The organism is Pseudobdellovibrionaceae bacterium (assembly GCA_019637875.1).
GTDB lineage: Bacteria > Bdellovibrionota > Bdellovibrionia > Bdellovibrionales > Bdellovibrionaceae > JAHBUW01.
The window spans coordinates 62,443-76,445 of record JAHBUW010000002.1 but is presented as its reverse complement, the minus strand read 5'-3'; the positions used below and the strand labels follow the sequence as shown (position 1 = coordinate 76,445).

17 protein-coding genes and 1 pseudogene are annotated in these 14,003 nt (G+C 57.4%); 7 read left to right on the top strand and 11 right to left on the bottom strand.

Annotated elements, in window-relative coordinates; genetic code table 11:
• Positions 1–103 precede the first annotated feature (103 nt).
• Positions 104–739, top strand: a complete 636-nt coding sequence (locus KF767_03090; GenBank protein MBX3016850.1) for a methyltransferase domain-containing protein — start codon at positions 104–106, stop codon at positions 737–739.
• A gap of 89 nt (positions 740–828) precedes the next feature.
• On the opposite strand, the gene KF767_03085 is transcribed toward KF767_03090, so the two are convergent.
• Positions 829–1,269, bottom strand: coding sequence for a nuclear transport factor 2 family protein (locus KF767_03085; protein ID MBX3016849.1), 441 nt, complete (start codon positions 1,267–1,269; stop codon positions 829–831).
• Positions 1,270–1,447: 178 nt separating this feature from the next.
• Between KF767_03085 and KF767_03080 the strand changes: the two genes are divergently transcribed.
• Positions 1,448–1,993: a hypothetical protein gene (locus KF767_03080; GenBank protein MBX3016848.1), complete on the top strand. Its 546-nt coding sequence runs from the start codon at positions 1,448–1,450 to the stop codon at positions 1,991–1,993.
• Between the two features lie 45 nt (positions 1,994–2,038).
• Positions 2,039–2,578 carry a 3'-5' exonuclease domain-containing protein 2 gene (locus KF767_03075; GenBank protein ID MBX3016847.1) on the top strand — a complete coding sequence of 180 codons (540 nt, stop codon included), beginning with the start codon at positions 2,039–2,041 and terminating at the stop codon, positions 2,576–2,578.
• Positions 2,579–2,587: 9 nt separating this feature from the next.
• On the opposite strand, the gene KF767_03070 is transcribed toward KF767_03075, so the two are convergent.
• The 4 genes and pseudogenes from KF767_03070 to KF767_03055 form a co-directional block, all read right to left on the bottom strand.
• On the bottom strand, positions 2,588–3,307 hold the full coding sequence (locus KF767_03070) for a hypothetical protein (protein MBX3016846.1): 720 nt from the start codon (positions 3,305–3,307) through the stop codon (positions 2,588–2,590).
• A gap of 46 nt (positions 3,308–3,353) precedes the next feature.
• A pseudogene (locus KF767_03065) lies at positions 3,354–3,855 on the bottom strand (ClbS/DfsB family four-helix bundle protein).
• Between the two features lie 130 nt (positions 3,856–3,985).
• Positions 3,986–5,956, bottom strand: a complete 1,971-nt coding sequence (locus tag KF767_03060) for a hypothetical protein (protein MBX3016845.1) — start codon at positions 5,954–5,956, stop codon at positions 3,986–3,988.
• A gap of 30 nt (positions 5,957–5,986) precedes the next feature.
• Positions 5,987–7,015 (bottom strand): hypothetical protein, encoded by a 1,029-nt coding sequence (locus tag KF767_03055; GenBank protein MBX3016844.1) that lies wholly within the window; start codon positions 7,013–7,015, stop codon positions 5,987–5,989.
• Positions 7,016–7,270: 255 nt separating this feature from the next.
• Here KF767_03055 and KF767_03050 point away from each other — a divergent pair, with 255 nt between their 5' ends.
• A complete protein-coding gene (locus KF767_03050; protein MBX3016843.1) occupies positions 7,271–8,296 on the top strand; it encodes a serine hydrolase in 1,026 nt (341 codons plus the stop codon).
• On the opposite strand, the gene KF767_03045 is transcribed toward KF767_03050, so the two are convergent.
• From KF767_03045 to KF767_03035, 3 genes are read right to left on the bottom strand one after another with little or no spacing between them, the layout of a single operon-like run.
• Positions 8,293–8,658 carry a hypothetical protein gene (locus tag KF767_03045; GenBank protein MBX3016842.1) on the bottom strand — a complete coding sequence of 122 codons (366 nt, stop codon included), beginning with the start codon at positions 8,656–8,658 and terminating at the stop codon, positions 8,293–8,295. The two genes, KF767_03050 and KF767_03045, sit on opposite strands and share 4 nt — an antisense overlap.
• Before the next feature lie 14 nt (positions 8,659–8,672).
• On the bottom strand, positions 8,673–10,109 hold the full coding sequence (locus KF767_03040; protein MBX3016841.1) for a hypothetical protein: 1,437 nt from the start codon (positions 10,107–10,109) through the stop codon (positions 8,673–8,675).
• A complete protein-coding gene (locus KF767_03035) occupies positions 10,106–11,086 on the bottom strand; it encodes an NAD(P)-dependent alcohol dehydrogenase (protein MBX3016840.1) in 981 nt (326 codons plus the stop codon). Before KF767_03035 ends, KF767_03040 begins: the two co-directional genes overlap by 4 nt.
• An 84-nt stretch (positions 11,087–11,170) precedes the next feature.
• Between KF767_03035 and KF767_03030 the strand changes: the two genes are divergently transcribed.
• Both KF767_03030 and KF767_03025 read left to right on the top strand, forming a co-directional pair.
• Positions 11,171–11,476 (top strand): hypothetical protein, encoded by a 306-nt coding sequence (locus KF767_03030; protein ID MBX3016839.1) that lies wholly within the window; start codon positions 11,171–11,173, stop codon positions 11,474–11,476.
• A gap of 116 nt (positions 11,477–11,592) precedes the next feature.
• Positions 11,593–11,961 (top strand): hypothetical protein, encoded by a 369-nt coding sequence (locus KF767_03025; GenBank protein MBX3016838.1) that lies wholly within the window; start codon positions 11,593–11,595, stop codon positions 11,959–11,961.
• Here KF767_03025 and trxC read toward each other — a convergent pair.
• Positions 11,958–12,383: a thioredoxin TrxC gene (gene trxC, locus KF767_03020; GenBank protein MBX3016837.1), complete on the bottom strand. Its 426-nt coding sequence runs from the start codon at positions 12,381–12,383 to the stop codon at positions 11,958–11,960. The genes KF767_03025 and trxC overlap by 4 nt on opposite strands.
• Positions 12,380–12,910 carry a hypothetical protein gene (locus tag KF767_03015; protein MBX3016836.1) on the bottom strand — a complete coding sequence of 177 codons (531 nt, stop codon included), beginning with the start codon at positions 12,908–12,910 and terminating at the stop codon, positions 12,380–12,382. Before KF767_03015 ends, trxC begins: the two co-directional genes overlap by 4 nt.
• Before the next feature lie 80 nt (positions 12,911–12,990).
• Between KF767_03015 and KF767_03010 the strand changes: the two genes are divergently transcribed.
• Positions 12,991–13,326, top strand: coding sequence for a DUF1904 domain-containing protein (locus KF767_03010; GenBank protein MBX3016835.1), 336 nt, complete (start codon positions 12,991–12,993; stop codon positions 13,324–13,326).
• On the opposite strand, the gene KF767_03005 is transcribed toward KF767_03010, so the two are convergent.
• Entirely contained in the window at positions 13,323–14,003 is a 681-nt protein-coding gene (locus tag KF767_03005; protein MBX3016834.1) for a response regulator transcription factor, read from the bottom strand. The genes KF767_03010 and KF767_03005 overlap by 4 nt on opposite strands.

The window sequence follows — 14,003 nt, the reverse complement described above, 5'->3', positions numbered from 1 at the left end:
TCCGAAACCGCCGGTGAAAGGGGATTTTGGGGTGTCATTTGAAGCGCGCTACTCGCCATTTACAATTGTATACAAGTTCATAACTCCGAAAAAAGGAGCTCTCGTGAGCGATACGATACAATCTTATAATCGCGCCTTCATGCCCTATGCCTTCGATACTGTTATTGCAGCGATGTTCCTCCCTTTTGGGGGAATTAAATCCATCCGCTCGCAAGCACTTGAGATAGCTGACATCAAACCTGGCGCGCGAGTTCTTGAACTCGGATGCGGTACCGGCGCTATAACAGAGCTACTTGAAAAGCGCGGCGCGGTGGTTACGGCCATTGATGGCTCAGAGACCATGCTAAATCGAGCAAGGAAGCGGTCGCTCAATGCGAATTTTCTAAAACAAAACCTCGCTTGGTTATCTTTGGAAGGCCAGTTTGACGTTATACTTTTCGCATTTGTTTTACATGAGCTTCCTTACGAGCTTCGCCTGAAGGTTTTTGCGCAGATTTATCCGCTGCTCGCTCCCGGGGGGAAAGTTCTTATTGTTGACCACGCGGTTCCCGAGGAAAAAGGCTTTTCAAGATTATGGCGAAGCCTTCTTATGAAGCTTGAACCGCCTACCGTGGCCGATTGCATATCAAACGGTTACGATCAGGAGCTTCAGGCTAACAAGTTCGAGTTAGTAGAGAAGCGCAATTTAGCTAAAGGAACTGTCGCGCTTACGATTTCTGTTCCGAAACAAACAAGCTGAAATATTCCGCCTGACGAGGCGGATAATTGCAGGCAGCCAGTTATAAATTTTAAGTTTCGCCAATTTCTTCTTCACCTGAAGAAGTCGAGTCATCGACCGACTTTGGAGTAGTCGAGAACTCCGACCTGATGGATCATCTTCCATCCCTCTTCGGTCCGTGTGTAGGTCTTGCAGGTTCGTCCCTTCCAATTCATTTCTTTGCCGGTCTGTCTGTGTTTCCAAAGCGTGTCGATGTCGACAACCGCGAAGGCGCCGTCTTCTTCTTTGGAGACGACGACCTTTTGGGTCGTCCGGATGTTATGAATAAGATCGTACGTATCGAAAAGCTCTTGCCACGTCTTGCCCCAGCGGGAAGCGCTGAACTTTCCTTGAACAAGCACCCAGTCGATCGGGTCATGTTGGGCTTGGGTCGGCGGCCACGGCCAGACCATGTCTGGATGAAAAACCGAAATTAACTTTTCCGTATTCTTTTCGTCCCACGCTCTGGTCTCTCGATCGACCATCTCGCGAATTCTGTCTTCAGTCGCCACGAGGTCCTCCGTCGCCAGCGATATCAAAATTTCGCGAACGGGTCACTTCGTGAATGCGTCTCTCCGAGATGAGTTCAGGGTTCGTGATTCGCAAATCCGATTACGGAATGAGTGAAGACGTTCTTTTCGAAAACATTAGGTTGATGACCGATCCCACCTCCTGCCATATCTTTTCGGGATGAACTCGGCCGCGAAGCGAATTTGGATCTGGAAGCGACTCCCCCTCCGGTTGCTCATTTTGAATTTACCGGGGCTTCTCGTCGGATTTTTAATGCTGATCATGGCGGTTTCCAGCGCCTCGAAACTGTCATCTGAATTGAGTGTTCAGACTGCCTTGGCGACGGTGTTGATCTTTCTCGTTTCCGCGGTCTGCCTCTATTTTTCCGTCGCGTCGTGGCTTCCCTCTGTCGTCATCGTTCAAGTCGACAAACTTTCAGTTCGAAATCTCAGCTCCATCGCGCTCACGGGGCGAGCCCATCGCGACGTATCCGCCAACGCGGAAATCAGTTTGGATGGGTCCTTAAGACTCTCCGCGGCCCGCGATCCACTTTTTCGGGGAACCCATCTTTTTGTCGAAGAGGAAGTGTCGGAGGGAAAGTGGCATCCGTTTCCGGTGTGCAGCCACGCCGCCAACGCCAAAGGCGTCCTTGAGAAGATCAATAAAACCCTGGCGGCCCAGGGGCGTAGGCCATTGGCGTTGAAAATTGGCAAGGGTGTCCGTTAGTCACTGGCCATCCCTTTCAAGAACTCCTATATATTGCCTACAACTATGTTTTTATCTTTTCCCGGAAAAATTCACCTCATCGACACGGATCAAGAGCTGCAGGCGGTTGCGGCGGAACTTCAATCCTGCACGGAGCTGGGCTTCGATACCGAGACCCGGCCCGCGTTCAGAAAGGGCGAGTCCTATCCCGTCGCTTTATTGCAATTAGCGACAGAGACGGACGCCTACATCATTCGACTGAAACACATCAAAAACTTCGCGGTGATCAAAGAGATCTTCGAAAATCCCGCGGTCGTGAAGGTGGGCGCGGCGATTCGCGATGACCTCAAGCAGTTGCAAAAGCGATTTCAGTTCGATCAGCACGGCTTCGTTGAGCTACAAGCCGTGGCGAAAGCCAAGAATCTGAAGAATATGGGCCTGAAAGGTATGACCGAAGAAGTTTTGCAGGGCACGATCACCAAAGGTCCAAAAACCACCAACTGGGAAGCGCAAGAACTGACCGAGAAGCAGATTCTGTACGCGGCCACGGATGCTTGGATCGGTCTGAAGCTTTATCAAAAGCTGGCTCCGCCCGCGACCCCTTAACCTCACGTCTCACTTCGCCGTCGGCGGAAGACGGTGCGTGACCTTGCCTTTTTCATCCAGAAATTCCATCCGGGGGTGGCCGTCGGCTTCGACCTTCACTTCGATACGCACTTTCCCTTGGGCGTCTTTGAGCTGGATGAGCGCCGATTTTTCCCGGTCCTTGCCGATACGCACGCGTTCCGCCATGAGCAGACCTTGATCGCGCAATGACTGCCAAGCCGCATCTTGCGCTTCTTGGGTCTCGAGCTTCGCGATGTCCTTTTGTCTCGCGATCAGCTCGTTGAGCGGCATGTTCTGGTCGTTCATTTTAATCCCCGAGAAATACGTCCCGTCGGGCCTTTCCTCGTGCACGATTTGGATCGTCTGATCGCCGCGGAATTTATCGAAGGTGAGTGAACCGCCCTGGCCCATACCGTCGTTGCCGTCAAACACGAGTCCGCCGAGTTCATCGCCCCGTTCATTGAAGAACATCAGGCCCGGGGGACGCTGGCCCCGCCGCTCTTCGTAAGTGACGCCGTCGATGATGCCCGGATGTTGACGGACCTTGTTCGCGAGGACCATCCGCAGTCGGCCGTCTTTTTCGATGACGTTGATTCGCTCCACGTTGATCTCTTCGAAGGTGCGTGCGCCGCCGTTTCGGAAAAGAAGTCCGAAGAGCACGGCACAAACGCCGGTCGCGACGAGCGTGTAAATCTTCAGAAAACGCAGCTCTTTTTCGATTTTTTGCATTCCAGAAGATTCGTCGCGCCCGCAGGTCGGCGCAAGCCAAATCGCTTTATGACCGGCGCAGCTTGTTCAAACGGTTGCCCGCGTTCCGGTAAGGCGAAGATGTGTTGAATTGAATCATGCGGCCGCGGGTCCATTTGCCGTACCAGCTGCGGCCGTAAAGGTCCTCGTCGCGGAAGCTTTCGACCAGAAACATGAGCTGAAGATTATTCTCATGAAGGCGGTCCTTCAGTGTCGGGAAGGATTTGACGTGTTCGTAGTCACGGTAGAATTTCTGCGCGAGCCGCCCGAGCTCGTTCCATTTGAAACCCGCGGCGGGAAACGTGATCTCTTCCCCGCGCGCTTCCTGCTCGTGCCAATGCAGTACAAGTTCGCCCCAGCCCAGAAGATACGAAACCAGATCGGCGACGCTCATCCGCGTGCCGCGGGCGTGACCCTCAAGGATTTTCGAATGCTCGCGAGTCGTCGACGTCGTCGAGCTTGCGCGAAAGAAGCGAGAAGTTTTTGTCGATCTCCCGGAGAAGCTCGTCTTTGCTTTGCGGTACGGGCATGCTTCAAGTTGGCCTCGGCGCGTTCCGCTGTCAAGCCGGAGAGAACCCTACGCAGGCTCCAAGATATCAGCAGGAAACATGCGGTGTCGCCCTTGGAGAGGGATCTCCAAGGGCGATGGGAAGCGGAGGTTTACGGAACCGGAACCGGTGTCGGTGCGACCGCCCGCACTTCGCAGCCCTTGAAGGACCACGGACCGCGGGGCGTGTTCGGCGCGACCAGCTTGTTCAGGAAGTCGACCACGGTGGCCGGAGTCCACGACTCGGTGAAGGCCATGTAGTAGGGTAGGATCCGCGAGCTCGAGATCGTGATCACCGGCGAGTTCGCCGACTCGGTCGAGCCGGGGACGCCCAGGCGCACTTCGACTTTATCCGAGCCCGCCGCCTTCGCGACCTGCACGAACGCGATCTCTTGCGTGGGACCTTCCAGCGACGGGAACTGGCACTGCACGCGCGTGCCGTTCAGCTTCACGAGCTGATTCCACTCGAGGGCCTTGGTATCCGAATCGACGTACAACGGCAGATCCAGAGTCTGCACGACGTTCTCGCTTCCCGAATAGCGTTCGGGCAGGCGCAAGCTGACACGCAGGTTGCCGTTCCCGTTGTTCAAAAGCTTCCGGTTACGAATCAATAGATTCATCGCCAGTGCCGTCGTGCCCTTCGCGGGGATGGTCAGGTTCGAGATGTAGACCGGTTTTTCGAGCGACACCTTCTGACCGTTCGCCAAGGTCAGGTAGACGTCCGAACCCGGAATCGCCTTCGAACTCCAGCTGATCGCGACGTTCATGGGCAAGCCTTGCGGACCCACGGCTTTTTCACCCACGTTTTTCAGCGTGAAGCTCAAAGCCTTCGTCGCCTCAAACGAGGTGGAACCTTTCGCGGTCGCATTGCTGACCGAAACGGGCCAACCGATCGCCATGCCGGTATCGAGCGAAGCGTTGATCGCGACGCCGTTGATACGCAGGCTTCCCGAAGCCACCGCTTTTTTGCCGATCAAAGAGTCCTGATCGGGAACTTGCAACGTCAGCGCGCCCTTTTTGATCAGGGTGACGCCGCTTGCGCCGGGACCGATCGGATCCAGCGCCACGGTCAGCTCGGCCGGCGTCAAAAGCGTCGACGAAGGCGTGAACGTGTATTGGATCTTCTGTCCCGCAGGAGAAGGCATCGGTCCTTTGTTCGTGACCTGCAGCGAGGTCAGGTACAGACGCTCGCCCGGTTCCAGAACCATGTTCGCGTTGTCGTCCAGGAAAGTGACCGCGGTCACGTCCAGATCGAAGAGCGCCGTGTACGACTGAGTTCCCGAAGCGGAAACCAAGTTAAACGTGCGTGAACCCGAACGGCCGCTGTAACCGTCGCGACCCGCGTAACCGCTCGAGCCGTTCGAGCCATCGCGTCCGCGATTGCCGTCACGACCATCGCGTCCATCGGGACCCCAGACGGGTTTACCTTCTTTGTCGACGCAGGTGTTGCGACCGCCGCGTCCACCGCGACCGCCGGAGCCCCCACTGCCGCCCGAACCGCCGCTACCGCCGTAGCCGCCCGCGCCCCCCGAGCCGCCGCCGGTGCTCGTCTTCACGAAAAGCATAAGCTCGTTTTGTTCGGGCGAGGTGCTGATGACGATGCGTCCACCGCGACCGCCGTTTCCGCCATCGCCGCCGTTCCCGCCGTCACCGCCATTGGTGCCGTCGCTTCCGTCGCTGCCGTCGCGTCCATCGCTCGGAGGGCAGCCGTCGGATCCGCTCCAGCCGTCGGAACCCGAAGACCCGCTCCAGCCGCTGGAACCCGAAGAGCCCGAGTAGCCGTTCGCGCCGCTTCCGCCGACGGCCCAGATCTGGATCGCCTTCAGATCTTTGAGCGCGATCTGCTGCGAGATGTTCTGGGTTTTTCCGTATTGCGTGGTGGTGCCCGTGATGTTCACGAGAGTTTTCGCCGCATCGGCGTAGGACAACATCACGTCGACGTCGCCCGCCGACGAACCGCTGCCGCCCCATTGGTTGGCGTCGCCGCCGCTGACGTTGATCGTGACGGTTCCGTCCGAAACCCTGACGCTCGCTTGCGCGGACATCGTTATCAGGACCGCTAAAAGTCCGAAAATGAATTTCATGTGATTCCCCATTCCGTAGACGTCAGTCCGTTATTGAGCCTGGCAAAATTCGTAAGCACCAACGCTGTACTTCGAATTGACCGCCGACGGATAAGTGGAGTTGGCCTCAACGGTGCGAACCGCATTTTCGTCGTAACCCGCGCCCACGCAAAGTTTCACGTAAGCTTCGTGATCGGTGACGATTTCCGAGATGGTGCTGCCCGAACCGACGCTGCGGATGATTTGGTACGAGGTGAAGTTCCCGCAGCCATTGACGTTCTCGATCTTACGGACCAGTCCCACTTGTGTCGAAGTCCACAGCTGAGCGCCGCCTTCGAGATCGCTTTCCGATTGCAGCTGGCCGTTCGCGCCCATGCTGAAGCTGCGCTCTTTATAGTTCAAACGGACCGGGTTCAGTTTCGAGTAACCGGTGCACAGGAATTTTTTGCCAGCGAGCGAAGCGGCGACCGCCGTTTTCGCCGAAGCCATCATCGAGCGGAGTTCCGCCGCGGTGAACTTCGCGTAGCGCGACTCATCGATCAGGCCGCCGACGGACTCGGCGTTTTTGGGGCCGGTGCGGGTCACGAGGAAATCGCCCAGGCTCAGCTCGTCGGTCGAAGTGACTTGCAGAAGCACCGAAGCGTCGTCGTTCGTGTAGCCTTCGATTGTGAATTCAAGCTGCGAGAATTCCGCGTTGGGTGCGATCTCGACCGAGCTTGAATCCGTCAGCATGTTTTTGCCGTTGTGGTTGGTCGGGTTGCCGGTCGAAGGCGCGCCGAATTTATAGAGGCCGTCCAAAGCGACTTTGGTGGTCCCCTTCACGCCCACGGCGTTGTGGATCAAGGCTTTCCCGTTACGTGCGGTCGAGAACGCCGATAGCTTGATGCCGGTGATGGTCTTCGTGCCGGCGAACTTCATGATGAAGCGCTCACCGCCTCCCGCGCGGCTGGGGCCGCTTTTCAGGCTCAAAAGGTCCGCGGTCATCGGGACGCTGGTGCCAATGGCAATGTTCAATTGATTTGCAGCCATCGCGGTGGATGCGCTCAAGAAGATGAAAGTGCTTAGTAAACGAACAAACATGGTTCCCCCTGGGATCAAAGTGGTTCTGGTTTTGGGTTCGGGGAACATTGTGCAAGGACCTTGCCCGGCGATTCTGGAAACTTCTGGCACCACGCGAAGCGGCGTTTTCTTAAGAACCTGTGAGACATCACAAAGAGATTGAATCTTCGATTTTGTGTCGAAATCGAAGTCAGGACTTAAGAAGTCATTGAGAATTCCGTCTTCGGCAGATCCGCACAGCTCAAGGCTTTGCGGGCGACCTCCGAAGACATGGACATGAAAACCACCCCGTCCATGAAGGCGCTCCTTATCGTTACGTTCTTCTTTCTCGCGGCCTGCGGGCACGACATCCAGACGGTGATGGAAGAACTCCCGAACGAATCGCTCGAGCAGCCCGGAATCGAAGAACCCATCGTCGAAGAGCCGACGGGGCCGAACGGCAACAATCCCGTCATGGACGGGAACTTCACGACTTTGCCGGGGGGAAAATCCCTGGGCAGCATCTCGGTCAGCGGTTCGAAGCTGACGCTCGCGAAGGGGACGGGCACCGCGTTCACCTCCGCCAAGAGAGCCGAATACGAAAACCTGAAGCGGCTGACCCAAACCGATCCCGCGCACAAAGTGCAGTGGACCTTCATGGATCTCGACGCGCGTCGGGTGATCGCGCGCAGTCTTTCGGCGGACAAAAAGATCTTCGGCGCTTCGAGCTCGAAGATCTACGTCGCGGCGGCCCTGCTGGATCAGCAGAACGGTCAGCTGAGCGCCTCGCAACTGCAATTGATGGCCGATATGCTCGTGGTGTCTTCGAATACGGCTTGGACGAATTTGCAATCGCAGATCGGCGGTGGCTCGGCCGACAAAGGCCGTGAGCGTATTCACAATTTCACCCAGCGCATGGGCTATCCGCTGACGCGCGGTTATCAAGGCTACTGGGGGAAAATCCACGGTAACGAGCTCGTCCCCGACGAGACCGTTGAAACCCTGTACGACATCTATACGAACAAATTCCCTGGGGCCGAAACCCTGTGGAAGCTCATGCACACCTGCCGCACGGGCTCGTCGCGCGGTCGGAAGTACATTCCGTCGAACATCTACGTGGGCGGGAAGACGGGGACCTACGACGGACCGACGGAAAATCCCGCGACGGGTGCGACTTACAACGTCGCCATCCGCAATCACATCCTGGTTTTCAACGTCGGCGGTCGCCAGTACGGCCTCGTGGTCTACGCGAACTCGGGCTCGGACGAGTCCGCGGCGTTACTCGCCGGTGGATTGCTGCGCGAATATACGGGCGTGAACTAAACGCCCGCGGCAGCGGAAGCTTGAGTTTGCAAACAGCGCATCTGCTGCGGCGACATCTTCCGCCCGTATTCTTTCTCGAAACGGGCATCGGGCCAACTTTTCGCCCGGATATACAACAAATCCAACTCCAGCAGCGACTCCGTCCAAGGGCGTTCACTGACGCCGCAGTCCTTCAGCGTCTGGATCTTCCAGTTCAGTAAGGAGATGCGGGTTTGCGTTTCGCGAACGTTCAGGAAGGTCGCGGGGTCGTCGACCACGAGCTCTTGCCAAGACGCCGCGCCCGGCGCCGCGGCGGGGCTTCGCGTGGACGAGGCCACCGGTGAAGGACTCTGGCAGGCGGTCAACACGAATGAAACTGCCATTAACGCAAGGATCCTCATGGCGTGACCCCTTTCGCTTTCTCCCAAGCTTTCTCGGCACTTTTTTCGACGTTGGCGTCCACGTTCAGGCAGATGGAGCGCGTGGGAATCGCGGGATCCACCCATTCCGAGGGAACGCAGGCGGGGACGAGGGTCAGCAAGATCTTGTCGATCTCTTCCAGGCGTTGTCCGGCCTTCACGCGGGCCAGGAAAACTTCACGCAAGCCTTCTTGCGCGGGAAACTCGGTTTGCAGGGCACCGCGCGCGCGACGGATGTCCGCCAGCAGCTCGGCACGGGTGCGCGCTTTCGTCGCGAGGGTCAGCGGGGCTTGCCCGGCGGCGGTCAGCCAACGATCCAATTGCTCGAGTTCGGCGCGGTAGTTGCGTAGGAAGTTCGAGCGGATGTTGTCGAAGAAAATCAGCGACAGAACGACCTCGGCCTTGGGCAGGGAGTGATCCGCGTCCACGGTCAACATCTCGCGGCAGTGAGCGTTCGCTTGGAGCTCTTCGTAGAATTTCCGTAAGGGGCCGGCTTTGGTGTCCTTCGGAACTTCGGCGCACTCGTTTTCGCCCTGGTAGGCGCAGTTGAATTTTTGCCGGAAGGGCGATTCGCCGCCAAGATCGCGGCAGCTGGCGTAAAGCTCTTCGATCGTCTTCGAGCCTTGGTGGCTGACGTGAAATTGGCTGGTCGCGATGGACGCGAAAAGATGTTTGATCTGTGGCAATTTTTTGAACAGCGCGAGCATCTCCGCCTTCGTGCGCGCTTTCGCGAATTGGCTTTCGCGATCCAAAAACGCTTTGATGTAGTCGTGGCCGATCGCCACGTGCGCGAGCGGTCCTTTTTGCTCGTAACCCGCGTACGCGCGCACGTTCGGGAAAAGGCCTTTCCAGTACGTATCCAAAGAGCCGATATTCGTCGTGTAACATCCCAAAAGCATCACGGACCGGACGGACTCGGCCAGTTGCGGGAATTCGGCGAAGGATTTTTTGATCTGCTCCGAGGTGAGCGCTTCGCTGATGCCGCCCCAGAATTTTCCGTTGCCGTCGTGACCGGAAAGAATCACGGTCGACAAGGTCGCGCCGCTGGCGTTCAACTTCTTCAGGAAGGCGGTCAGCGACTCGGGCGTCACCGTGACGAGGTTCAAGATCGCCTCTTCCTCTTCCATCAACTCGACCAATTTTTTGGCGAGCTCTTCGATCTTGGCGTCGTCTTCCGTTTTTTCGGTTTGCTTCAGGTAACCGGTTTTGAGTTTCGCGATTTCGTTCAGGCGGTTTTTCTGCGGAGTCGAAAGCTCGGGCAGGACGTGGAGTTTTTCTTTGCGTTTATCCGCGGCCTGTTGGACCGCGCGGATTTCGCCCGGCGCCAGATTGAAGGTCAGGAAAAGAATGTCGGCGCGCGCGGGCGACGCCAGGAAACTGAATACGAGAATGAAAAAGAAAACGTGTTTGCTCATGAAGAGGGGCTCATCCGTAAAATGACGTTACCAATTTTTTGTCCGCTTTCGACATAGCGGAAGGCTTCGCTGATTCTTTCGATGGGATATTCGCGATCAATCAGGGGACGAAATTTTCCCGCGACGAGCAGTTCGGTCATGATCTGCAGGCTGCCCGCGATATTCGTGGGGATCGGGAAGACGACTTTCTGACCCGCGCGCCATGGGGTGATCAGCGCTAGATAGATGTTTTCGGCGCCGGGTCCCAGCTCGGACGAAATGTAAATCCCTTGCGGAGTCAAAACGCGGCGGCTTGTCCCGAATGTGTTCTTGCCGACCGCATCGAATACGAAATCGTACTGGAGCGCTTCTTGGGTGTAGTCGAGCTTCGTGTAATCGATCACGCGGTCCGGTCCGAGTTTCGCGACGCGCTCGACGTGCGGGCCGGCGCAGACGGCGGTGACTTGAATGTCGCGCGCTTTCAGAATTTGGATGGCGGCCGAGCCGATCGCGCCGGTGCCGCCATTGACCAGAACCTTATCGCCCGGGCGCAGCTTCACCTTGTTGATGAAGTTGATGGCGTAATGCGCGCCTTCGATACTGCCCACGGCGTCTTCGAAGCTGAGGCCCTCGGGAATTTTCGCAACCGCGCCGTTCGAGGAGCGCACCGGGATCACCGCGTATTCCGCGTGCGTGCCCGCGCCGTGATCGTTGAAGCCCCACACGCGATCGCCAACCGCGTAGTTCCCCACGTCGGCACCGATTTTTTCGATGACTCCCGCGAAGTCCGTGCCCGTCGCGCGGTGCCGCGGTTTCGGGAATCCCGCGAAAAAGCGAAAGATGTAGGGCTCGCCGCGCAGACCTCCGCAGTCGGTGCGATTGACGGTGGCGACGTGAACGCGGACCAAAATTTCCCCGGGGCCGGGACTCGGTACGGGCAGGTCCGAAACGCGCAGGGCTTCGGGCGGTCCATAGGATGAACGGTCGACGCTTCTCATGCTCTCAGTTTGCCAGCGAACGGTGAAGAAACCAAGTCGTGCGGATCGCCACGAATTCGGTTAGCCTTCTGAGCGGAGGTCCTGATGAAGCTTCTTCTTTCGGTTCTTCTTTTCCAGCCTTTCGTCTTTGCCGCGCGTACGCCGCCGGCCATCGCGATCCATGCGCAAACGAAACGGTGTTTGATGTACTGGCCCGGAGAACCGCGTACCCCCTCGGTTTTGCCGAAAGGCTGGGAGGGCTGGACCGCGCTCGGCAAAGTCAAAACCACGCACGGTGAATGTGAATTCCGTAACGAACCCGGCGACGTCGAAGCCTGCTGTAAGTCGTGGGGATTCGAATACGTCCCCGCCAAAGACAGCCTGAAGGTCCTTCGCTCTACGAAATCGTGAATTTGCGGTATTTTCGACGCGGTCGCCTAAGTATAGGGTCGGTGAATCCTGACAATTCCCCGGTTTACTTCCTTGCCGGACGCCTTTTAGAAAGGCTCCAAAACCTGGGAGGGACCATGAAACTGCTCGTCACCGCAATCGTCTCGTTGTTCGCGTTGAACGCGTTGTCTGCCGTCATCGAAAAAGGCGAAACGAAAATCGAAACCAAACTGGAATACGTGAAGTTGTCGGCCGAGGCGAAGTGCCGCGCGCCCCGTTTCGAGGACGATGGCTACACCGTTTACTACAGCCCCGAGTCCTACAAGGAAATCGGCGAGTACCGCGGATACAGCTCGAAACTTCTGGGGCGCACTTGCGGAAAATCCGGCAGTACGACCGAGCTCTCGTCGACGAAATTCGAAAAAGTCGAAGTCTTGGTTTACAACTACGGCGCGGTCCGCAGCGAGTTTGATGAGCAAGTCCGTCAAGCGATCGACGGTTTCTAAACGCCCTTCAGCCAATTCGTGAAGTCGTTGGCGGGCATCGCGCCCGCCACGCGCGTGACCTCTTGGCCATCGCGGAAAACGATCAACGTCGGGATTCCGCGGACGCCCAGCTGGGACGGCCATTGCGGATTGTCCTGGGAGTTGATTTTTACGAAAACGTAGCGGCCCGCGAATTCGCGGCTGGCTTCTTCAAACGTCGGCGCGAAGGCGCGGCAGGGTCCGCACCAAGGCGCCCAGACATCCACCACCACCGGTAAAGGCGATTTCGCGATGAGCTTCGCGAGACTTCGATCCGTCGCCGTCACGAGTGCCCCGTGTACGGGAAGCGCCGTCTGGCAAGCGCCACACACCGGTGTCTTCATCGGCTCGGTTTCAACTTTATTCGTCTGTCCACACTGGTCGCAAATGACATAAGTTTTCACGGACGCTCCACGAACTCCAAAGGGTAGTTGAGGCCGTATCGACTGTCCCACTGACCGCGCGAATTGACAACCGCGACCTGAAGTTTCAAGCGTCGTACGCCCTCCACATCCAGCGGGAACAGCAGATCCCAGAGTTCGGGATGCTCTTCCATCTCGACCGTCCAGCGTGCGCTGTTGCGCAGAACCGGATGGGCGCCGAAATCGCGCGGGCAACTGAGCAGCATCGCCCTGCGGAAAGTCGTGGGCTTTTCCGGCGGACCGGTGACGATGATGAGATCAAGATCACGGACGTTCGAGCCAGCGCAAAAACGCAGCGTGGAGGATTCGTTCTCGAAGTAGTTGACGTTGAGCAGGTGGCGAACCTGCCCGGAGTAGTCGGTCAGGACCGTGATCGAAGCGACGAAAGGTTCATGCTTCGCCTCGTAAAGTTTTTTGCAGCCCGGTATAACCGAACAACCGTCCGTCGCCTGCGCGAATGAGGGAGTCGACAGGCTTAAAAGAAAAAGGACTCGCAGCAGAAAAATCACCCTACCGGGTTAAATCGCTCTCGGGAGGGTGTCAACTGCGTCGCCTTGACTCGGGATTGCGGATCGTGAATCTTGTTTCGATGCCTCATTTACGCGTTCGATTTTTGACCGAAGAAAAAGTGCAGCACCTAAGCGAAAAGATGATCCCCGAGCTCGCGTCACTGACGCAAACGCCTGCGGATCACTACACTTTGGAGTTGATCTCTTCGAAGTTATTCTCCGCGGGGAAACCTACCGCGGGGGATCCCTTCTGCGAAGTGCTTTGGTTTGATCGTGGGCCGGCGATGCAAGATCAAGCGGCGGAACTCATCACCCGCCACCTGCGGGCGATTCATCCGGAAGGTGATGTGGTTGTTTGTTTTCTGCCCTTGGGCCGCACCGCGTACTATGAAAACGGCCGCCACTTCGGAAGTTAAACGAGTCCGCGTCGGATACCCACGCGAATGGCGGCGGCGCGATTCGATACGTGGAGTTTTTGGTAAATGACTTTAACGTAGCCCGCGACGGTTTGCGGGCTCAGTCCCATTTCCCGCGCCGATTCCGAAACGGTCAATCCGCGTCCCAAAAGCGTCAAAGTTTCGCGTTCGCGCGGGCTGAGTTCCGCGCCCGTGTGGGGTTCGGTGGCGCGAGTTTCCACGGGCGTGCGGAAATGCGCGACCAAACGGCGCGCGATGGAGGGGGACAAAGGCGGCTCGCCTTGGTCGAGGCGGCGCAGGGTTTCTGAGAGAAGTTGCGGATCGCCACCTTTTAACAAGTAACCGCCAGCCCCGGCGGCGAGCGCATCGAAAAGATAGTTGTCGTCATCGTAAATGGTGACGACGATGCTGACGGCGTGGGGCTCTTTCTCGCTGAGCGCACGGATCAGATCGACTCCCGATCCGTCCGGAAGGCCCAAATCGACGAGCGCGAGTTTCAAAGAAGGGCCTTGGGGCTGTGCCGCACGACTCGCGATCCAACTCAACGCATCCCGGGCTGAACCGACGGTCTCGATGGTCAGAGCGGGGAAGGTCCGGCGAACCAGATCCACGAGAAGTTTACGCGATTCGATTTGGTCTTCGACAATCAGGCACAGGGCGTTCATTGCGATCAGCAT